The 20958-nt window shown below is 74.2% G+C and carries 16 protein-coding genes and 1 pseudogene; 11 read left to right on the top strand and 6 right to left on the bottom strand.

Annotation, left to right across the window (positions count from 1 at the left end; all coding sequences use genetic code 11):
- Window positions 1-215: 215 nt before the first annotated feature.
- Complete coding sequence (locus tag ACH4TG_RS39815) at window positions 216-2006, bottom strand: FUSC family protein (RefSeq protein WP_398248010.1); 1791 nt, start codon at window positions 2004-2006, stop codon at window positions 216-218.
- A gap of 218 nt (window positions 2007-2224) precedes the next feature.
- Here ACH4TG_RS39815 and ACH4TG_RS39820 point away from each other — a divergent pair, with 218 nt between their 5' ends.
- From ACH4TG_RS39820 to ACH4TG_RS39835, 4 genes are all read left to right on the top strand, one after another.
- Window positions 2225-2719 (top strand): Lrp/AsnC family transcriptional regulator, encoded by a 495-nt coding sequence (locus ACH4TG_RS39820; protein WP_398248012.1) that lies wholly within the window; start codon window positions 2225-2227, stop codon window positions 2717-2719.
- A gap of 230 nt (window positions 2720-2949) precedes the next feature.
- Window positions 2950-3372 carry a hypothetical protein gene (locus ACH4TG_RS39825; protein WP_398248014.1) on the top strand — a complete coding sequence of 141 codons (423 nt, stop codon included), beginning with the start codon at window positions 2950-2952 and terminating at the stop codon, window positions 3370-3372.
- A 34-nt stretch (window positions 3373-3406) separates the two neighbouring features.
- Window positions 3407-4033, top strand: coding sequence for a cell wall protein (locus ACH4TG_RS39830; RefSeq protein ID WP_398248016.1), 627 nt, complete (start codon window positions 3407-3409; stop codon window positions 4031-4033).
- A 9-nt stretch (window positions 4034-4042) separates the two neighbouring features.
- A complete protein-coding gene (locus ACH4TG_RS39835; RefSeq protein ID WP_398248018.1) occupies window positions 4043-4945 on the top strand; it encodes a MauE/DoxX family redox-associated membrane protein in 903 nt (300 codons plus the stop codon).
- Window positions 4946-5015: 70 nt separating this feature from the next.
- Here ACH4TG_RS39835 and ACH4TG_RS39840 read toward each other — a convergent pair whose 3' ends face one another.
- Both ACH4TG_RS39840 and ACH4TG_RS39845 read right to left on the bottom strand, forming a co-directional pair.
- Window positions 5016-9581: an endo-alpha-N-acetylgalactosaminidase family protein gene (locus ACH4TG_RS39840; protein ID WP_398248020.1), complete on the bottom strand. Its 4566-nt coding sequence runs from the start codon at window positions 9579-9581 to the stop codon at window positions 5016-5018.
- 192 nt (window positions 9582-9773) lie between these two features.
- The gene (locus ACH4TG_RS39845) at window positions 9774-10805 is read right to left on the bottom strand and encodes a LacI family DNA-binding transcriptional regulator (RefSeq protein ID WP_398248021.1); all 1032 of its coding nucleotides are present in this window, start codon (window positions 10803-10805) and stop codon (window positions 9774-9776) included.
- A 181-nt stretch (window positions 10806-10986) separates the two neighbouring features.
- Between ACH4TG_RS39845 and ACH4TG_RS39850 the strand changes: the two genes are divergently transcribed.
- Window positions 10987-12939, top strand: coding sequence for a glycoside hydrolase family 35 protein (locus ACH4TG_RS39850; RefSeq protein ID WP_398248023.1), 1953 nt, complete (start codon window positions 10987-10989; stop codon window positions 12937-12939).
- A 152-nt stretch (window positions 12940-13091) separates the two neighbouring features.
- Here ACH4TG_RS39850 and ligD read toward each other — a convergent pair whose 3' ends face one another.
- Complete coding sequence (ligD, locus tag ACH4TG_RS39855) at window positions 13092-14102, bottom strand: non-homologous end-joining DNA ligase (protein ID WP_398248025.1); 1011 nt, start codon at window positions 14100-14102, stop codon at window positions 13092-13094.
- A gap of 77 nt (window positions 14103-14179) precedes the next feature.
- Here ligD and ACH4TG_RS39860 point away from each other — a divergent pair, with 77 nt between their 5' ends.
- Complete coding sequence (locus tag ACH4TG_RS39860; protein ID WP_398248027.1) at window positions 14180-15241, top strand: ATP-dependent DNA ligase; 1062 nt, start codon at window positions 14180-14182, stop codon at window positions 15239-15241.
- 120 nt (window positions 15242-15361) lie between these two features.
- Here ACH4TG_RS39860 and ACH4TG_RS39865 read toward each other — a convergent pair whose 3' ends face one another.
- Window positions 15362-15784 (bottom strand): secondary thiamine-phosphate synthase enzyme YjbQ, encoded by a 423-nt coding sequence (locus tag ACH4TG_RS39865; RefSeq protein WP_398248028.1) that lies wholly within the window; start codon window positions 15782-15784, stop codon window positions 15362-15364.
- Window positions 15785-15998: 214 nt separating this feature from the next.
- Between ACH4TG_RS39865 and ACH4TG_RS39870 the strand changes: the two genes are divergently transcribed.
- The 3 genes from ACH4TG_RS39870 to ACH4TG_RS39880 all read left to right on the top strand — a co-directional run bounded on the left by ACH4TG_RS39870 (window position 15999) and on the right by ACH4TG_RS39880 (window position 18595).
- Entirely contained in the window at window positions 15999-16940 is a 942-nt protein-coding gene (locus ACH4TG_RS39870; protein ID WP_398248030.1) for a glycoside hydrolase family 3 N-terminal domain-containing protein, read from the top strand.
- A gap of 160 nt (window positions 16941-17100) precedes the next feature.
- Window positions 17101-17952, top strand: coding sequence for an NAD(P)H-binding protein (locus ACH4TG_RS39875; RefSeq protein WP_398248032.1), 852 nt, complete (start codon window positions 17101-17103; stop codon window positions 17950-17952).
- A gap of 133 nt (window positions 17953-18085) precedes the next feature.
- Window positions 18086-18595: a MarR family winged helix-turn-helix transcriptional regulator gene (locus tag ACH4TG_RS39880; RefSeq protein ID WP_398248034.1), complete on the top strand. Its 510-nt coding sequence runs from the start codon at window positions 18086-18088 to the stop codon at window positions 18593-18595.
- Here ACH4TG_RS39880 and ACH4TG_RS39885 read toward each other — a convergent pair.
- Window positions 18590-19405 carry a transglutaminase domain-containing protein gene (locus ACH4TG_RS39885; RefSeq protein ID WP_398248036.1) on the bottom strand — a complete coding sequence of 272 codons (816 nt, stop codon included), beginning with the start codon at window positions 19403-19405 and terminating at the stop codon, window positions 18590-18592. The genes ACH4TG_RS39880 and ACH4TG_RS39885 overlap by 6 nt on opposite strands.
- Before the next feature lie 204 nt (window positions 19406-19609).
- On the opposite strand from ACH4TG_RS39885, the gene ACH4TG_RS39890 reads away from it, so the two are divergent.
- Window positions 19610-20725, top strand: a complete 1116-nt coding sequence (locus ACH4TG_RS39890) for an NAD(P)-binding domain-containing protein (protein ID WP_398248038.1) — start codon at window positions 19610-19612, stop codon at window positions 20723-20725.
- Window positions 20726-20866: 141 nt separating this feature from the next.
- A pseudogene (locus ACH4TG_RS39895) lies at window positions 20867-20958 on the top strand ((Fe-S)-binding protein); the annotation flags it as partial.

Raw genomic sequence — 20958 nt, forward strand, 5'->3', positions numbered from 1 at the left:
GGGAGAACGGTGCGGGGGCTCCGCGTGAGGAGGCGGCCAGTACGCCGCCGGGCGCGGTGCCTTCCCTGCGCTCCCCGCCTCAGGCAGTCGCCAGAACCCACTCGGGGCCGCGTGCGGCGAGAACGCGGCCATGCGCGACGCCTTCCCTACGACTCCGCGCCACAGCGACCGCCAGAACGCGGCCAGCTGCGGCACCTTCCCTACGGCTCCGCGCCTCAGGCAGTCGCCAGAACGCGGCCGGGCGCGGCGTGCAGCGGAGCCGCCAGGTCGGCGAGTGCGGTCTCCAGGCCGTGCAGGTGGGCCAGCGCGCGGTCGGCCCACGGGCAGCTTGTCGGCGCCGCGGCAGCCCGCGTCCCGGTCACGGCCCGCGGTTCGGCGGCCGCCCGCGTCCCGGCGACAACTCGCGCCCCAGCCACGGCCGACGGTGCGGCGGCGACCCGCTCCCCCGCCGCGGCCGTCGGTGCGGCGGCAGCCCGCGTCCCCGCAGCGGCCAGCGGTGCGGCCGGCGGTGCGGCGGCAGCCCGCGTTTCGCTCGCACGCCGCGGTGCGTTCGGGATACGTCGCGCACTCTCCGGCTGCCATCCGCTCACCGGCTCCCGCCCGGTCGCGGTCAGCGGGCCGGTCCGGCCCGGCAGTTGGGCGCCGGGCGGCAGCTCCGTCGCCGCACGGTCACCGGTCGGTGGGACCAGCCGCAGCACCGCGTGCTCCACGCGGCGGCAGGCGGCCCGCAGCCGCTCGTCCTGGCCGGCGCCGGGGTGGGCGGCGACCTCGGCGAGGCCGCGCACCTGGTGGGCGCAGGCGTCGAGCAACTCCAGCACCCGCCGGGCCCGGTGCCGGCGGGCGCGCAGCGGGCTGAGCGGGTGGACCAGCGGCGCGACCGAGGCACGGACCCGGCCGAGCACCACGTCGAGTTCGGCGGCGCGCGCGGCCACCCCGGCGCCGTGCGCGTCGTCCAGGTTCGCGGCCGCCTCCCGCACGGTGTGCAGGGCGCGCTGGATCCAGGCGTCGGTGGCGGCGTGCGTGGTCACCGGCAGCACCAGCAGCACGGCCAGCGCGGCGGCGACCGCGCCCGCGCCCGTCTCCTCCATCCGCAGCACCAGCAGCCCGGGGTGCAGCACGCCCAGCAGCCCGTACAGCGATCCGGCCATGACCGTCACGAAGAACGTCATCCAGCTGTAGGAGACCGGGGCGCTGTAGAAGATGCCGAAGACGCAGACGGCGACCAGGAGCAGCGAGGGGGCGGTCGCGCCGTGCAGCGGGACGGCCAGCGCGAAGCCGGCGGCGATCCCGGTGGCGGTGCCCAGCACCCGGCGGAAGCCGCGCACCAGCGTCTCGCCGCGCGAGGCGGTGTTGACGAAGATCCACCAGGTGGTGGCCACCGCCCAGTACCAGCGGTCGGCGGACACGGCCTCGCCGAGGGCGAGCGCCGCCGCGGCGGCCGTCGCCGCCTGCACGGCCTGGCGGGTGGTGGGGCGGCGCAGCCCGCGCGGCTGCGGCAGGTCCACGGCGGGCGGCGGCGTGCCGCCGCGCTCGTAGCACCACAGCCCGAAGCGGACGGCCGCCGCGCAGCCCAGGCCGAGGGCGAGGGCCGCGACGAGTTCCGGCAGGTCGGCGGGGACGGCGTGCAGGAACTGGGCGACGAAGAACATCATGAAGGCGAAGACGCCGAGCGCGTGGCCGCGCGGCCCCCAGCGCCGGGCGTAGACGCCGGCGCCCACCACGGCGACGAACGCCGCGTCGCGGAGCAGCGGGTGCGGGTGGAGGCAGGCGGCGACCGCGAGCACCGGGAGGCCCGCGGCCGGCAGCAGGGCGGTGGTGACCGCCTGCCGCCGCACGGTCGGGTCGGCGACGGTGAAGAAGGCGAGCAGCGCGGCCAGGCCGCCGCCGCAGGCGGCGGGCGCCGGGAGCCCGGCGAGCACGATGGCGGCGACGGCCGCCGAGATGCCCAGCAGGGCCCGGGCCGCGAAGCGCAGCCGGGCGCGGCCGGGGTCCGGTGCGACGAACATCCTCTTCACCTGTGCGGTCCCACCCCTGTCCGGTCGGTATCGGTGTCCGCGGCGGGCGACGCCCGCCGGGCATGACAAAGGCGTTGCGGGGACCCGCAACGCCATCGTCACCACCAGGAAAGCACCTGTTGCGGTGGTGGCTCAAACCGTTCGCCCGAGACTGGGCCATTGGTACGGTGAGCACGCCGGATTCTCGACCATGAAGGGACCAGTGGCCCATGCCCGTCGACGCCCTGGACGCGCGGATCCTGCGGCTGCTGCTGGAGCAGCCGCGCACCAGCGTCCGCGAGTACGCCCGCATCCTCGGCGTCGCCCGCGGCACCCTTCAGGCGCGGCTGGACCGGATGGAACGGGACGGGGTGACGACGACGGCCGGCCCGCGGATCTCGCCCGCCGCGCTCGGCCACCCGGTGCTGGCGTTCGTCCGCATCGAGGTCACCCAGGGGCATCTGGACGCGGTGGGGCAGGCGCTCGCCGCGGTGCCGGAGATCATCGAGGCGTACTCGATCACCGGCGGCGGCGATCTGCTGACCCGGGTCGTGTCCCGGGACAACGCCCACCTCGAGGACATCATCCAGCGGCTGATCCAGTTGCCGGGCGTCGTCAGGACCCGGACCGAGATCGCGCTGCGCGAGCGGGTGGCGTCCCGGGTGCTGCCGCTGGTGGAGGCGGTGGGGCGGTCCGCGCCGGACGGCCAGCGGGCGCCACGGTAGCCGCACGCCGCCCCACGCGTATGCCGCGGACCCGTTCTTCCCTCTGGCGGACGCGCGTAGAAACGCGCATCATGGCTGATGTTCCACCTGCACTGCCGACTCATCCGACACGTACGGCGCAGTTGGAGTTCCCTTTTCCGGTCCGTCGCGGCCCCCCACTCCACGACGGAGCTGTGCCGTTTCCTCTTTGTCATGCACAGGTCATTCCTGTGCCAGTGAAGGAGTTCGACATGGCTTGCGGATCGACCAGCCTGTGGGCCGGTGAGACGACCTGGTTCTGCTGCGGCGGGGCCTGGGGCCCGTGCGGCAGCGCCGGCGGCGGCGCCTGCGGCACCTGCCAGTCCAACGCCCACCAGGCCGCCTGGCCCAACGCGTCCCAGGCGTGCTGGGACATCACCCGTCCCGACCTGTGCGGCGAGAACATGGCGCGCCGCGGCTGCGGTTCGGTGATGAACGTCAAGCACCAGTGCTCGGGCGCCACCGTGTGCGTCACCGTCTCCGACTGCGGCCCGCGCACCAAGAGCTTCTGCGGCGAGGCCACCTGCTGCAACGGCGCCTGCCGCACCAACCGCGTCATCGACCTGACCCCCGCCGCCTTCTCAGCGATCGGGAACCTCAGCTCGGGCAAGCTGCCCGTCTACATCTACGAGTGACCGCCGGCACCCACCAGGAAGGAGCAGGACCGACATGAGCAACGACACCCCGGACCGCCGCGGCCTGGACCGCCGGCGCTTCCTCACCACGGCCGCGCTCGGCGGCGCCACCATCGTCGGCGCCTCCGCGCTGGGCGGCCTCGACGCCGACGCCGCATTCGCCGCGCCGATGCCCCCGCTGGACCCGGCGATCGCCAAGTCGGCGTTCGCCGAGGGCCGGATCAGCCAGATCAACGGCAGCGTGCTGGAGGTCGCCGGCTCCTACGGGGACCGTCACCTGATCCAGCTCACCAACGCCACCAGCGTCTGGAAGCTGCGCCCGACCACCGCCGCGGACATCAAGGTCGGCGACGGCCTGTACGCCCGCGGCGTGGACATGCCCGACGGCACGATCGCCGCCGACGCGGTGTGGGTCAACATCGTCAACCTCTACTGCACCGTCAAGGGCATCGCCAAGGACCGGCTGCACCTCACCCACGGCGCCCAGGAGCACGCCGTGGTCGGCCGGATCGTCGGCGACACCACCACCGCCTCGTATCTCGGCGGGGCCCTGACCTCCGACCTGTCGCGGGTGCGGATCGGCCAGTCCGCCCAGATCCTGGGTGCCTGGCGGCCCGACGACGACTCGATCGACATCGCCCGCGTCACCGTCGGCCACTGAGGGGGTGCGATGATCCCGATCGTCTCCGACCTCGCCCCGCTGGTGTGCGGCGTGCTGCTGGCGGTGACCGGCGCGAGCAAGCTCTTCGGCCGGCGCACCGCCCAACTCGCCGCCAACACCGTGCTGGTGCGGGTCCTCAACGACGGCCGGCGGGCCGGGCTGGCGCTGCGCGCGGTGGGCGCGGCCGAACTGGCCGTCGCCGCCGCCCTGCTGGCCGTGCCCGGCACGGTGGCGCCCGGCGCGGCCACCGCGGCGCTGGGCGCCGGGTTCGTCGCCTACCTCGGCTATGCCAGGGCGACGGCGCCGGAGTCGTCCTGCGGGTGCAGCGCCAAGGCCGAAGGGCCCATCGGCGTGCGCTCCTTCGCCCGCGCGGGCCTGGTGCTGCTGGGCGGTGCGGTGGCGGCGACCGCCTCCGGCACCTGGTGGACCGAGGTGGGCCGGCGGCCCGGCTGGTCCGTGGCCTTCGTGGCGGCCGCCGCCGTGCTGCTGTGCGCGGTGTCGGCGGACCTGGACCACCTGTGGCTGCTGCCGCTGCGCCGGCTGCGGATCAGGGTGTTCGGCAACCCGCTGGCCGGCGCGGACGGCGGCCCGGTGCCGGTGGTCGCCTCGGTGGAACTGCTGGAGCAGTCCCTGGCCTGGCAGGCCGCCTCGCCCATCGTCCGGTCGGCGCTGCTGGACCACTGGGACGACGAGGGCTGGCGGCTGCTGCGGTTCGCCGGGGTGTACGAGGCGCCGGGCCGCGGTGCCCGGCCGGTGAACGTGCTGTTCGCGCTGGACCTGGCGGCCAGCATCGACACCACGGCGAGCCCCGCGGTGCGCGTGTCGGTGATCGACGACGACACCGACGAGCTGGTGCCGGTCGACCTGCTGGCCGGCACCGGCGCCAGGACCGTGCTGCCGATGGCGCACTGAACCCGCGGAACACGCACGCGGCCCCGGGCGGGAGGCACCTCGCCCGGGGCCGCGTGTGTCCGCCGGTCGGCTACTGCGGCGGGTAGCCGACCGGGGTGTCCGCGTACGAGCCGTACACGCGCATCTCCGCGGCGGCCGCGAACGGCTGCCCGTTCAGCGCGTTGAGCGCGGTGAAGCGCACGTACGAGGCGCGCGTGGACGTGAAGTCGATCTGCTGCATCTGCGGCGAGTCGACGAGGGTGCCCTGGGCCACGTTCCGCCACGTCGTCCCGTCGTCGGAGACCGCCACCTGGTAACCGGCGACACGGCCGTTGGTGCCGCCGCTCTGCCGGTCGAGGTAGCCGAAGCCGTCGATGTCGGCCGGACCGTTCAGCTTGAGCGTCACCCAGTGCGGGTAGGGCGCGTCCGCATCGGTGTAGTCGGTGTGCCAGATGGTGCCCGGGTCACCGTCGAGCACGTTGCCGACCGGGCCCTCGGCCGCTCCCGAGGAGAGGTTCTCCGAGTCGGCGGTCGCCGTCATGGTGCTCGGCGAGAGCACCGCGCGGGTGGCGACCGTGGCCTTGGCGTCCGCCGACACCGACTTCGTGGCACCGCCGTTGGTGTACGAGGCGGTGGCCTGCCACGTCGCCGAGGTGCCCGCGGCGCCGGCCGGTGCGGTCAGCAGCCAGGTGGTGCTCACCGAGGCGCCCGGCGCGACCTTCGCGAAGGCGTTGCCGCCCTGCTGGGCGACCGCGGCGGTCCAGCCCTGCGGCAGGCCGTCGAAGGCGACCCGCACGTCGGTGGCGTCGGTCAGCTCGCTGTTGGTGAACGTGGTGACGTACGCGCTCGGCACGCCCGGGCTCAGCTCGGCACCGGTCGGGGTGGTGACGCTCGCGCAGGCCGGACCCTGGCTCGCCGGGCCGAGGTCGGTGACCTTGAAGTCGTCGAGCACGAAGTCGGTGCCCGCCGCGCCGCCGAGCTTGCGCAGTCCCACCCAGGTGTCGCCGCAGCCGGCGGTGATCTCCTTGGTGTAGGTGGCGGTGTCCAGCGCGGGCGCCAGCACGTCGCGGGTCACGTCCTTCGAGGCGACCTTGCCGCCGCCGACGGTGTCCGCGCCGGTGACCCAGGCCCACTGCCCGTCGACGTTGGTCTGGTAGCGGAACGACACCGCGTACCGGTGGCCGGCGACGAAGGGCACGCTGGCCGGCACCGTCCGGTAGACCAGCCCGGTGTTCTCCTCGTGGGCCTTGAGCGAGTGGCTGCCGTCCAGGACGTCGTCCACCGCCTTGCCGTTGAGGGTGCCGGAGTTGTACGGCGAGTAGGTGTTCTTCCACTCCTTCTGGCTGTAGGGGGCGTGCAGTTCGCTGATGCTGGTCCGCGGGTCGGTGATGCCGCCCGCGTCGCCCTTGACGAACGGGCCCCAGCCAGGCTGGTTGCCCTCGAAGTCGTCCGCGGCGATGACCGTCGCACCGGCGGCGGGCGCCGGCAGCGGCGCGGTGGTGTCGGCCATCAGGCGCAGGTCGTCCAGCGTGACGGCGGCCGCGCCCGGCGCCGCGGAGACGGCGACGCTGACCGTGCCGCCGGGCGGCGCGGTGAAGGACACCGAGGCGCGCTGGGCGTAGGTGCCCTGCTTGGCGTCGGCGGCGACCTTGTTGGCGGCCGGGGTGGTGTCGAAGGTGTTGCGGTCGGTCCGGCCGGCGCCGGTGACGCTCACCGTGGTGGCCCGGCGCTGGCCGGCGGCGATCTCGACGTCGGCGCTGAACGCGTAGCGCTTGCCGGCGACGAGGCCGGTCACCCGCTGGGAGATGCCGGACTGCGCGGTGCCGAGCCGGGCGACCTGGTCGCCGGTGCCGGTGCGGGCGGTGGTGGCCCCGCCGGTCGGGTGCCAGGCGTCCAGGTTGCCGGCGTTGAAGCCGGGGTCGGCCAGCCCGCTGTCCTGCCCGAACCGGACGTCGGTGTGCGGGGCCTGGGCGCCCTGCGGCACCAGCACGTAGGGCTGGTTCTTGGTGCCGTCGAGGGTGACCGTGCCGTGGTCGGGCGTGATGTCGGCGGCCTTGACCCGGCCCTGGTCGGTGAGCTGGTACAGGGTGAAGTGCCGGTACCCGGCGAACTGCCCGGTCAGGTCGAAGGTGTGGCTGCCGCCGGAGGCGCTGAAGTAGTACATCTTGTCGGCGCTGCTCGGCGACGAGGTGCCGTCGCCGCCCTCGGCCTCACCCCAGGGCAGCAGGTAGCTGTCGCCCTTGAGGACCAGCGCGCCGCCCATGGTGACCTGCCGGACGCCGCCGTCGCTGACCACCCGCACGCCGCCGGTCAGGTCGGCGGACTTGCCGAAGTCCCAGTTCATGACCTGGTAGTGCTGCAGGAACTTGGTCGGCAGGTTGTTGGTCCAGATGTTGCCGTAGAAGGCGTTCCAGTCGTCCTGCCCGGTCCAGCCCTCGAACTCCTTGATGGAGGAGCCGCCGAGCAGCGGGTCGACGTTCCACACGTCGCGGTCGGAGTTGGCGATGAACCGGACGATGTTGGAGTTGATGCCCTTGTTGGTGGGCCCGCCGTAGCCCTTGTCGCTGGCCCAGTGCGACCAGATCGAGTTGCCCTCGAACTTGTACGCCCACTCGCTGGCGACCTCGAAGCCCATCGCGTGCAGCTGGCGGGCGAGTTCGTCGGCGAGCCAGCCGCTGGAGTAGTAGGCGTCGATGTAGACGGTCCTGATCCCGGGCGCCTCCTTGCGCAGTTCCCGGAAGCGGTCGAGGACGGCCCCGGTGCCCAGGTCCGTGCGCTGGTCGATGTGGTACGACTGGTTGAGCCAGTCCCAGCCGTTGACCTGGCCCTTGATCAGGCCGGAGCTGAAGTTCTTGGCCTGCGGGTACGCCTCGGTGACGTTGACGTGCACGGCGATGTCGGAGTTGTACTGCGCGCCGACGGACGCCAGCCGGTTGAGGTCGGTGAGGCCGCCGGCCCGGGTGTTGTAGTCGCCGCCGTAGTCGGGGTGCCCGGAGTCGTGGCCCTCGTTGGCGTAGCCCTTCTCCAGCACCCACTGGCCGAGGTCGTCGGTGGCCAGCGAGATCCGCTTGACGTTGTCGAGCGTCTTCAGGAACGGGTTGGTGGCCTCGCTCGCGAAGTTGAACGGGATGTGCTGCACGACGCGTTCGGGCACGCGGTCCGCGCCGAGCGGGTGCGTCATGGCGTCGCGGTAGGCGATCGCGCCGTCCTGCCAGGTCACCTGCCCGTCGTGGTTGGCGTCGCCGGCCAGCACCACGGTGGTGCGGGGCAGCGCGTAGGTGGCGACCCGCGCGTCGGTGGCGCCCTTGGCGGCGTAGGTGTAGGTGCCGGCCGTCAGTTCGGCCCGGCGGGCACCGCCGCCGGCGTCGGTGATCCGCGACATCAGGCGGGTGTTGTTGTTGGTGTTGCTGTCCTGCGCGGAGTCCTCGGTGGCGTCCGTCATCAGCCCGGCGGACAGCCCGGAGTTGCTGACGAATCCGTAGGGGGTGCCGACCGCCGCGGAGTCCGGCTTGGTGGCGGCGGTCACCGCGAGGAACTGGTCGGCGGTGGTGGTCGAGTCGGTCGCGATCTTGGTGCGGGCCAGGGTCGCGTGCGGGTCCGAGGTGTCGACCGAGACCAGCGACTGGCCGGGCACGGCGAGCTGGTCGACGGTGTGCGCCGCGCTCCCCGAGATCTTCGTCACCGCGAACACCACGGTCTTCGCGCCGGTCACCGTGATCGTCGAGGTGATCGACAGGTCCGGCAGGTCGGCGAACGTCGAGGTGTAGGTGGCGGTGGCGCCGCTGGCCGACATCGTGGTCGTCGCCGTGTGGTTGACGCCGTTGATCGCGAAGGTGTCGAGCACCGACGGCTGTCCGCCGAGCGTGCCGCCGTCCATCGCGTAGGAGATGACCTGCGGGAACTCCTTGGCCACCTGGACGGTCAGGGCGCCGCGGCGCAGTTCCACGGGCGTCGCCGGGTTCGCCGGGGGCGGCGGGTCGACGGGCGCGGGCGTGGTGTCGCCGGTGGCGCGGACCCGGATCTCGGAGGCGGAGGCGTTGTCGCTGCCGTTGACGGCGCTGTCGGCCTCGAACTTCACGTAGCGGCCGGTGACCGGGTGGTCGAAGACCGCGGTCTGCACCTCGGTGCTGCTCGCCGGCTGGTGGAAGGAGCCGGTCGCGGCGGGCGCGCCCCAGTCGGCCTTCGGGTCGCGGGCGACGGCCGCGCTGTCGGTGACGAAGACCTTGTAGTCCTTGACCGGGCCGTTGGACTGGTTCTTCACCGAGTAGTCGAGGCCGGTCAGCGTGAACGAGCCGCCGACGTCGACGGTGAGCCAGTGCGGCATCGGCGTCCTGGCGACGCCGGCCCCGTTCACCACGTCGTAGGCGACGGTCCACTGGGTGGAGGTGTCGTTGTCGAACGCGGCGGCTGCGGTGCCGTCCAGGGCCGGCGGCGCCGGGTAGGGCGGCGACTCCGAGTCGGCCTGGACCAGGCTGTACTGGGCCGGATCGACGGGCGTCCCCGCGTCGGCGGCGGCCGCGGCGAGCGCCGGGCTCGCGTGGGCCGGTGCGACGCCGAGGGCCAGCAGGGCGAGAGAGGTGAGCACCGTCGCCGAGGCCGCGGTCCCTGGTCGGGAGCGGCGTCTGCGATGCGGTGTCCAGGGCAAGCGCGGGGTCATACCTACCACCTGTGAGCTTCCGTAGTAGAGCCGTGGAGCGCTGAAGTGAGGCAGACGGTAGCAAGGATGGCATCGATAACACCAGAGTCGGACATGCTCTGTTGGGCGCCTGTTAGCGGAAGACAAAAACGGATCAGGGCCGGTGCCGCGGCCTTCCGCGGCACCGGCCCTGGCCCCGCGCGGGGCGCCCGGTCAGCCCCGGCGGGCGGGCGCGGTGCTGGCCCGGACGACGAGCGCCGGCTCGACGGAGGCGGGCTCCAGGGCCGCGCCGGGGTCGGCCATGTGGCGCATGAGGTGCCCGACGGCCAGCGCCCCCATCTCGGCGAAGGGCTGGGCGACGGTGGTCAGCGACGGCGAGCAGTACTCGGCGAGCGCGATGTCGTCGACGCCCACCACGGAGATGTCCTCAGGGACCTTGCGGCCCAGCTCGTGCAGGGCGCGGATGACCCCGAAGGCCATCTCGTCGCTGGCCACGAACACCGCGGTGACGTCCGGGATGCGGCCCAGGATCAGGCCGTTGCGGTAGCCGGACTCCGGCGACCAGTCGCCCTCCAGCTCCGGCGGCACCGTCCGGCCCTCGGCCTCCAGCACCGCCCGCCAGCCCTGCGACCGGCTGGAGGCGTCCAGCCAGGCGCGCGGACCGGCCACGTGCCACACCGTCTCGTGCCCGAGGTCGAGCAGGTGGCGGGTGGCCAGCCGGGCGGCCAGCGACTGGTCGACCGCCACCACCTCGGTGGCCGAGGTGCGCGAGCCGTCCACGGTCACGGTCGGCACCGCACCGGTGAGCTGCTCGATCTGCCGGCTGACATGGATCAGCGGCACCGCCAGGATCATGCCCTCCACGTGCTGGTCCGCCAGCCGCAGCATGGCCGACTCGATGGCGGAGGTGTCGAGCGAGGCGGTGGTGGCCGCGCTCACCGCGTATCCGGCCTCCTGGGCGGCGCGTTCGATGCCGTGGGTGAGCGCGGTGCGCGAGTAGAAGCTGGTCTGCAGGGTGACCACGCCGATGGTGCGGCTGCGCCCGGAGGACAGCACGCGGGCCGCGTTGTTCTTGCGGTAGCCCAGCTGCTCGACGGCGGCCAGCACCTTGGCGCGGGTCTTCTCCTGCACGTTCGGGTGGCCGGCCAGGGCCCGGGACACGGTCTGGGCCGACACGCCCGCGACCCGGGCGACGTCGGTCATGCCCGGCGGACGCCCGGCTTCGCGCGTACTGTGCTTGTCCATGGGTCCCTTCCGGCTCATCCCTGCCCAGATGATAGCGCTCCCACCTGCCATAAGGGGACTGAAGGAGGGGTCGGGACCGGTGCGGCTCGCCTGATTGATCGCCACTTGGCATCGATAACATGATGTGCGACAGTTCCCCCACGCCTTAGCTGAGGGCGCGACGAAGGCGGAGGCCGCACACATGAAGCCGTCGACCGGCGAGAAGGTATCGATATCATTCCGGGGTGTCGTGGTCGGCCTGGACGACCCGGCGGGCACACCCGGCATCCGCGACGCCGCCGGCGCCGCAGGGCCCGGGCCCCTGCCGGCCGGCCCCGCCGCCATCACTCCCCCGCTCGCCGCGCACCGGGACACGCCTCTGCTGACGTACCCGCAGGGCGAGTTGCTGCGCGACGGCCGGCCGCACCGCATCCTCTCCGGCTCGCTGCACTACTTCCGGGTGCACCCGGACCAGTGGGCGGACCGGCTCGCGCGCCTGGCCGCGCTCGGCCTCAACACCGTGGACACGTACATCCCGTGGAACTTCCACGAGCGCACCCGCGGCCTGCCCCGGTTCGACGGCTGGTGCGACGTCGAGCGCTTCGTCGTCCTCGCCCAGGAGGCCGGGCTCGACGTGATCGTGCGCCCGGGCCCGTACATCTGCGCCGAGTGGGACAACGGCGGCCTGCCCGCGTGGCTGACCGGTACGCCCGGCATGCGGCTGCGGTCCTCCTACCGGCCGTACCTGGACGAGGTGGCCCGCTGGTTCGACGTGCTGATCCCCCGGCTGGCGCGGCTTCAGGCGTGCTACGGCGGGCCGGTCGCGGCCGTGCAGGTGGAGAACGAGTACGGCAGCTACGGCGACGACCGCGCCTACCTGCCGTGGGTGCGCGACGCGCTGGCGGACCGGGGCGTCACCGAACTGCTCTACACCGCGGACGGGCCCACCGACCTGATGCTGGACGCCGGGACGGTCCCCGGGCACCTGGCGACGGCCACCTTCGGCTCGCGCGCCGCGGAGGCCGCCGCCCTGCTGCGCGAGCGGCGCGACGGGGAGCCCTTCGTGTGCGCCGAGTTCTGGAACGGCTGGTTCGACCACTGGGGCGAGCCGCACCACGTCAGGTCGGCCGAGGGCGCCGCGGACACCCTCGGCGAGATCATGGCCGCGGGCGGCTCGGTGAGCATCTACATGGCGCACGGCGGCACCAACTTCGGCCTGTGGGCGGGCGCCAACCACGACGGCACCGCCCTGCAGCCGACGGTCACCAGCTACGACTCGGACGCGCCGATCACCGAACACGGCGCCCCCAGCCCGAAGTTCCACGCCGTCCGGGACCGGTTGCGCGCGCTGACCGGCGCCGAGCCGCGCCCGCTGCCCGACCTGCGGCCGCCGCTGCCGCCGCGGGTGCTGCGCCCCGAGCCGGGCGCGGGACTCCTGCCGGGCCTGTCCGCGCTGGCCGAGCGTGCGGTGGCCTCCCCGCACCCGCTCGGCTTCGACGACCTCGGCCAGGCGTCCGGCCTGGTCCTCTACCGGGCCGAGCCGCTGCTTCCGTCCGGCGCGCAGACGCTGACCGTCACCGGGCTGCACGACCGTGCCCAGGTCTTCCTCGACGGCGCCGCCGCGGGCGTGCTGGACCGCGAGACCGGATCGCTGACCGTCCCGGGCGCCGGCGCCCGGGCGCGGCTCGAAGTGCTGGTGGAGAACCAGGGCCGGATCAACTACGGCCCGCTGCTGGGCCAGGGCAAGGGCATCCTCGGCGGCGTCCAGGTGGAGCGCCGTCTGGTGCACAGCTGGACCATGCACGGCCTGCCCCTGGACGAGTGGACGCCCGAGGAGGTGCTCCGCGCGCCCGCGGCGGCCGCACCCGCGGGCACCGCCGGGTTCGCCACCGCCCGCTTCACCGTCAACGAGCCCGCCGACACCTTCCTGGCCTTCCCGGGTTTCGCCAAGGGCTTCGCGTGGATCAACGGCACGCTGCTGGGCCGCTACTGGGAGATCGGCCCGCAGGTCACGCTGTACGTGCCCGGGCCGCTGGTGGTCCCGGGCACCAACACGGTCACCGTGCTGGAGCTGGAACGGTTCGGCGACCGCGTCGAGTTGCGCGACCGGCCCGAACTCGGCCCCGGCGAGGAGTTCGTGGAGTCCTTCGACTGAGCCGGTCCTTCGGCGGGCGATCCGGCTGGGACTTCGGCGGGCGGTCGGCTGGTTCCTCGGCGGGCGGTTCAGCCGTCGGTCCCGCCGGTGCTCCGGCCGGCCTTCGGCCGGCAAGGGGCCGCCGCCCGGGCACGGTTCGCCGGTGGGCGGCCTCAGGACTCCTTCTTCGCCCTGCTCGGCTGGACCCGCTTCGGCTCGCCGGCCATCTTCGGGTGCTCCGGCGGGTAGGGCAGGTCGCCGAGGCCGTGCTCGCTCTCGTCCCGGTTGGCCAGTTCCAGCGCGGCGTCGAGGCGGAAGGCGTGGTCGTCCATGTCGGCGTGCACGTCGCCCACCTCGGCGTAGCGGCCGGGCATGGTGGTGATGTCGAAGTCGGCGGGCACCGCGCTCTCGACCTCGTCCCAGCGCAGCGGGGCCGAGACGGGGGCATGCGGAAAGGGCCGCACCGAGTAGGCACTGGCGATGGTGCGGTCGCGGGCGGTCTGGTTGTAGTCCACGAAGATCTTCGCGCCGCGCTCCTCCTTCCACCAGGCCGTGGTGATCCGGTCCGGGGCGCGCCGCTCCAGCTCGCGGGCGACGGCGATGGCCGAGCGCCGCACCTGGACGAAGGTCCACTCCGGGAGGATCGGCACGAAGACGTGGATGCCGCGCCCGCCCGAGGTCTTGGGCCAGCCCCGCAGGCCGAGCCCTTCGAGCACGTCGCGCAGTTCCAGCGCGGCGCGGACCGCGTCGGCGTAGTCCGTGCCGGGCTGCGGGTCGAGGTCGATGCGCAGCTCGTCCGGGTGCTCGGTGTCGCCGCGGCGCACCGGCCAGGGGTGGAAGGTCAGGCAGCCCAGGTTCGCCGCCCACAGCACCGCGGCCGGCTCGGTGGGGCACATCTCGTCGGCGTAGCGGCCGCTGGGGAAGGCGATCCGGCCGGTCGGGATCCAGTCCGGGAGGTTCTTGGGCGCGCGCTTCTGGAAGAAGGACTCGCCGTCCACGCCGTCGGGGAAGCGCTGCATGGTGGTGGGCCGGTCCCGCAGCACCCGCAGGATGCCGTCGCCCACGACGCCGTAGTAGCGGGCCACGTCGCCCTTGGTGTAGCCGGTCTGCGGGAAGTACACCTTCTGCGGGTTGGACACCTTGACGGTGCGCCCACCGACCGTCAGCTCCAGCGTCTCTGCCATGCGTCCACGCTAGGGGCTGCCGCCGGGTGCCGCCCCCTGGCGGGCGCGGACCGGCCGGTGCGAGCACAATCACCCCCATGGAGCTTCCCGTCATGCCCCCGGTGCAGCCCATGCTGGCCAAGGCTGCCAAGAAGATTCCGCCCGGCATGCTCTACGAGCCGAAGTGGGACGGCTTCCGCTGCATCGTGTTCCGCGACGGGGATGAAGTGGAGCTGGGCAGCCGCTCGGGCAAGCCGCTGACCAGGTACTTCCCCGAGGTCGTCACAGCGCTGCGGGAGCAGTTGCCGGAGCGCTGCGTGCTCGACGGCGAGATCGTGATCATCCGCGGCGGGCGGCTGGACTTCGATGCGCTGCTGGAGCGGATCCACCCGGCAGACTCGCGGGTACGTCATCTGGCGGAGGTGACCCCCGCGTCGTTCGTCGCGTTCGACCTACTGGCCCTGGACGACACGGCGGTACGGGAACTGCCGCAGTTGGACCGGCGGCAGGCGCTCGCCCAGGCGCTGGCCGGCGCGTCGGCACCGGTCTTCCTCACCCCCGTTTCGACGGACGCCGAGGTGGCCGCGCGCTGGTTCGAGCAGTTCGAGGGTGCGGGCCTGGACGGGGTCGTGGCCAAGCCCCAGGACCTGCCCTACCTGCCGGGCGAGCGGGTGATGGTGAAGGTCAAGCACGAGCGCACCGCCGACTGCGTGGTGGCGGGCCTGCGCCGGCACAAGTCGGGACCGGTCGTCGGCTCGCTGCTGCTGGGCCTGTACGACGCGGCCGGGCGGCTGCAGCACGTGGGGGTCAGCGCGTCCTTCCCGATGGCCCGGCGCAAGGCGCTGATGGAGGAGCTGGAGCCGCTGCGGATGGACTCGGTCGAAGGCCATCCGTGGGAGCAGTGGGCCAGCGAGGAGGCGCAGGCCGCGGACCGGCTGCCCGGCGGCCCGAGCCGGTGGACCGGCAAGAAGGACCTGTCGTGGATCCCGCTGCGGCCCGAGCGCGTCCTGGAGGTCGCCTACGACCACATGCAGGGCGACCGCTTCCGGCACACCGCGCAGTTCCGCCGGTGGCGGCCGGACCGCGAGCCGTCGTCCTGCACGTACGCGCAGCTCGAGGAGCCGGTGAGCTACGACCTGGCGGAGGTCCTGGGCATGTGAGTCCCGCCGTCCGGCGTGATCCCGTGCCTCACGCCGGGCCGCGGGGCCGGACGGGCGGGCCGGACGGGCCGGACGCGCCGGACGGTGGGCTGGACCAGTCGGCCCGGTCCTGCGCCGCCGTCAGCCGAGGAAGCTGAGCCGGACGTTGCGGTGGTGGTTGTCCCGGTTGGTGTCCACCAGCACCACCGACTGCCAGGTGCCCAGTTCGAGGCGGCCGCCGATCACCGGGAGCGTGGCGTGCGGCGGGACGAGCGCGGGGAGCACATGGTCCCGGCCGTGGCCGCGGCTGCCGTGCCGGTGCTGCCAGCGGTCGTCGGCGGGCAGCAGGTCACGCAGGACGGCGAGCAGGTCGTCGTCGCTGCCGGCGCCGGTCTCGATGACGGCGATCCCCGCGGTGGCATGCGGGACGAAGACGTTGAGCAGCCCGTCCCGGCCCCGCGCCGCCGCGCGCAGGAACGCCGTGCAGGCGGCGGTCAGATCGTGCACGGTCTCGGTCGAGCCGGTGTCGACATCGATGACCTCGGTGCTGAAGGTGTCGGCCATGCCTCCATGGTCGCCTGCCGGCCCGCGCCGGGGGCGGCGGCCCCCGGCGGACGGGCGGCCGCCCGCAGCCCGCGCCGGCTCCGCCGGGGACCCGCGGACGGGATGTGCGGGCCCCGGGCCAGGGGTCATTGCCGGGCCGCAGGATTGGTCTGTACCATTCGGCAGACCCGGCACACCAGCCCCAACTGCCGCGCCCGTAAGGGGGACAACCGCCGTGAACGCGCCGCACCGGCTCGCCGTGCTGGTCGACTCCTGCCTGCTGCCCTCCGTCGGCTGTCCGGGTGGCCCGCTCCCCGAGTGGATCCTGCGCGGCCTGGAACGCGGCACGCCAGGGGTGGCCGTACCGGCCGAGGGTGCCGCCGCGCGCCGGACCGCCGATGCGCTCCGCACGGCCGCGCCCGACGCGCTCGCCGCCCACCCGGGCCCGCCGTCCGCGCCGGACGGAAGCGCCCCGAACGGAAGCGCCGCCGCGGCCGAACTGGTCAGCGCGGGCGCCAACCTGCACCTCGGGGTGCGGCCCGGGCCGGCCGCCGACGCGACGCGCGCCTTCGTCGCCGACCTGCAGACGCACGGCGTGGCGGCCGCACTCGGGCCGTTCACCGGCGTGGGCAGCCTGGAGCCGTTCGCCGAGGGCGCGGCCGCCGGGGTCCGCGCGATCACCGTCGGCCACACCGCTCCCGGCCGCGACGGGCTCCCGGCCGCGCTCAGCCGGTCCGCGGTCGGCGGCACGCTGCGCGGTGAACTCGGCTACGGCGGCGTGGTGATGAGCGACGCGCTGGACGCGCCGGCGATCGTCGAGGAGTGGGGCGTGCCCGGCGCGGCGGTGCTGGCGTGGATCGCCGGCGTCGACCTGGTGCGGCTCGGCCCCGGCAGCGGCCCGGGCGTCCGCGACGCCATCCACGCGGCGGCGGCCCGCGCCGTGGCCGACGGCGATCTGCCGGTCGGCCGGCTCGAGGAGGCCGCCGAGCGGGTCGCCCGGCTCCGGCGCTGGGCGTCCGAGCCGCGGATGCCGGCGGGGGCGGGCGGGTCCGGGGCCCGGCGCGAAGGGCAGGTCCGGCGCGAAGCCGGGGCCTCGCGCACATCCGGCGCGTCACTCCCCTCGCAGACAGGGGACGCGCCGGGCACGCCGCACGAGCCCGCGACGCGGGACGTCTGACCGCGCGTCCGGCCCGGACCACAGGCACCCTCACCCCATCCGTTTGACAGGCCCGAGCCGGCTCTCGAATATTTATCTGTGTTACGCAGACATTGCGTGACGCAGACATCATGCCGGACGTCCGGGCTCACCGACGTCCGGTCGGACCACGGAGGTTCCCATGACCGTCCTGATCACCGGTGCCCGCGGCCGCGTCGCCCGGGGTCTCACCGGCCTGCTGCATCACGCGGGCCATGACGTGCGGGCCGGGTCGCGCGATCCCGGCGCCCTCGACCTGCCGCGCGGCGTTCCGGCCGTGCCTCTGAGCCTGGCGCGGCCGGCGCAGTTCGGCCCGGCTCTCGACGGGGTGCGCTCGGTCTTCCTGTACGCGGAGCCGTCGCACGCCGAGGAGTTCGGCGCGGCGGCGCGGGCCGCGGGTGTCGAGCACGTGGTGCTGCTGTCGTCGAGCTCGGTGACGGACGGGCCGGCGGACCTGAAGAGCCCGCTGGCCCGCACCCATGCCGTCGCCGAGGACGCCCTCGCGGCCGCCGGGCCGGACCTGACCGTGCTGCGGCCGGGCAGCTTCGCCACCAACGCCCTGTACTGGGCGCGTTCGATCGCGGCGACCGGGACCGTACGGCTGCCGGTGCCCGGCGCCCACACCGATCCCGTGCACGAGGCGGACCTCGCGGAGGCGGCGTTCGCCGTGCTGACCCGCGCCGAGGCGCGGGGCGGCGTCCACCACCTCACCGGCCCGCAGTCCCTGACCTTCACCGAGCAGCTCGCCGTCGTTGAGCGGGCGAGCGGGCGGCCCATCGGGGTGGAGGCGATCGGGCACGACGCGTGGAAGGCGGAGGTCGCGGCGTACATGCCCGCGGAGTACGCGGCCGCGCTGCTGGAGTTCTGGCTCGCCGGGGACGGGGTCCCGGTGCGGCTCACCGGGACGCTGGAGCGGCTGACCGGGCGGTCGCCGCGCCCGTTCGCCGCGTGGGCGGCGGACCACGCCGCAGCGTTCCGCTCCGCGGAGGTCTGACGCCGGCCCTGCGCGGACGGTCCGGCCCGCCGGGGAACGGCCCCGCGGCCGGTGGAGGGCGGAGGGCGGGGAGAGCAAGGCGTGGCAAGCTTCGGGGGTGGGGGAACACCGCGAGGACGTTGCTGGAGGGACCATGTCGCGCTCCGGGCCGGAGCCGGGCCGCCGGGCGGACCTGCTCGCGGAGCTGTCACTGGCCGCGCGGCACTACACCGCCGCCTACGCGCTGTTCAACCAGGCGCTCGCGGACCACTTCGGCCTGCACCCGACCGACGTGCAGTGCCTCAACCTGCTCAGCATGGAGGCGGACCCGGTCACCATCGGCCGGATCGGCGAGCTGACCGGTCTGAGCACGGGCGCGGCCACGCGTCTGGTGGACCGCCTGGAACGCGCGGGCTACGCCACCCGCACGCGCGACCCGGAGGACCGTCGGCGGGTCCTGGTCACCACCGTGCCCGAGCGCATGGCGGCCTTCGGCCAGGTCTGGAACGAGCTGAGCGGCGCCTGGTGGCAGATGTTCGACGACTACGACGAGGAGCATCTGGCGCTCCTCCTCACCCACATGCGCCGTACGGTCGACCTCACCGCCGCCCAGATCACCCGCCTGCGCAGCGGTCCCCTCCCGGCGCCCCCGCCCGCGTCATAGCGCCGCCGCCCCCTGGGCACCCGCCGCGCGCCGCCCGAGAACGGGCTCGGCGATCAGCCGCGCCGTCCCGCACAGGCTCTGACCGTGCCGGTCGAAGAGCGCGTCCCGCGAGTCGTGGTGCCCCAGGTCCGCCACCACGTACGCCGAAAGGTCGCAGCCAGGGCCGGCGGCCGGGCAGACCGTCACCCCGTCCCAGTCGACCGCGGTCCTGGACACCGCCTCGAAGAGCGTCTCCGCGCCCGCGTTGGTGAAGCCACCGGCACTGCCGGCGCCCGACTCGTGGAGGTCTGCGAAGAGTTCCGAGGCCGTCAGCCACGCGGCGGTCCCACCCCCGTCCGGCGACGGGCCGTCGACGCGGAACTCCGGCCAGGCGAGCACGACGTGGCGCGGGACGACGAAACGGAGCCGCGGGAAGCGCGGGTACCAGAACCGCCCGTCGACCAGGAGGCCGCGCACCCGCGTCGCGACCCCGGACGCCCGCGCCACGCACTCCAGCACCGCCAGCCGCTGGCTGCACGAACCGCGACGGCGGCGCAGCACCTCCGACACCGGCCTCTCGTCCTGCACCGAGTACACCGGCCGCACATACGCGGCGATCACGCGGTGGGCCCGGTGCAGTTGGGCGATCCGGTGGTCGGCGTGCGGAGCGGCCTGCGCGCCGGGCGCCGCGTCGATCCGCCCGACGAACGCAGCGACGGCCGGGTGGCGCCAGTCGAGTATCGGCGTCGGCGCCGTGCCTCCCGCGGCGGCGCCGCTGCGGGTCGTGCGCGTGCCGACCCGGCGGCGCGGCATCAGAAGCGAACTCGTCATGACGGCAGTCCTCCCCCTTCGGCTTCCCGGATGGTGGGCCAGTGCCATGGTGGCAGCAGTTTTGAACACGTTCAACACTCTTGGGGCACGTGGCCGGCCACGAAGGGACGCGCCGCGCGCCTGGGGGCGGATGCGGGCGTGGCCCTCGGCCGCGGCGAGGGGGGCGAGGGGAAGCATTGCGTGGGGTGGGTGGTTGGTAGGGGCATGGAAGAGTCAGGGACGGCGCGGGCCGTGGAAGCCGTGGTGATCGGCGCGGGACAGGCGGGGCTCTCGGCCGCGTACTTCCTGCGGCGGGCGGGACTGCGCGCGGGACCGGACTTCGTCGTGCTGGACCACTCCCCCGCGGCGGGCGGCGCCTGGCAGTACCGGTGGCCCTCGCTGACATACGGCAAGGCGCACGGCGTGCACGACCTCCCGGGACTCCCCCTGGAGGGCGGCGATCCCGAGCGCCCGTCCGCCGAGGTGGTCGGGGCCTACTTCGCCCGGTACGAGGAGACGTTCGGCCTGCGGGTGCGGCGGCCGGTGGACGTCGCCGCCGTCCGCGAGGGCTCCGGCGGCCGACTGCTGGTGGAGACCGACGCCGGGACGTGGGCCGCGCGTGCCCTGCTCAACGCCACAGGCACCTGGGACCGCCCCTTCATCCCGCACTACCCGGGCCAGGAGACCTTCCTGGGACGGCAGTTGCACACCGCCGGGTACCGCGGCTCCGCCGAGTTCGCCGGGAAGCACGTGATCGTGGTGGGCGGCGGCACCTCGGCCGTCCAACTCCTGATCGAGATCGCGGACGTGGCCCGGACCACCTGGGTCACCCGCCGCCCGCCGGTCTTCCAGGACAAGCCGTTCACCGAGGACTGGGGCAGGTCGGTCGTGGCGCAGGTCGACGAGCGGGTCCGGCAGGGGCTGCCCCCGCAGAGCGTGGTGAGCGTGACCGGGCTGGCCGCGACCGAGTCCGTGCGCGACGCGCAGGCACGCGGCATCCTCCAGCGGCATCCGATGTTCGACCGGGTCACTCCGCACGGAGTGGCCTGGGCCGACGGCAGCGAACTGGCGGCCGACGTGATCCTGTGGGCCACCGGATTCCGCGCCGCACTCGACCACCTCACCCCGCTGCGGCTGCGCGAACCAGGCGGCGGCATACGGATGGACGGCACGCGCGTCGCCAAGGATCCACGCATCCACCTGCTCGGCTACGGCCCCTCGGCCAGCACCATCGGTGCCAACCGCGCGGGGCGCAGTGCCGTGCGCGAGGTCCGCAGGCTCCTCGCGGGCACACCTGGGACCGGCGCCGAACGCGTCGCCCTCGCCGCTCCCGCCGTCTGACGCCGCACGATTCCATCCTGACCCGCACCGCAATACATCGGATGTCTCCTTCCCTTGGCGGCCTCCGGTACGGCAGGATGAGCGCATGCGTGATCGACGACTGGACGGCGCCGCCGGGCGCGGACGGAACGCGGGGATGCGATGCGGGTAGCCCTGTTTCTGACGTGTGTGAATGATGTGGCGTTCGCGCGGACCGGGCAGGCGGTCGTGCGGCTGCTGGAACGCCTGGGCGT

The sequence above is a fragment of the Streptomyces sp. NPDC020917 genome, from assembly GCF_044333795.1.
GTDB lineage: Bacteria > Actinomycetota > Actinomycetes > Streptomycetales > Streptomycetaceae > Actinacidiphila.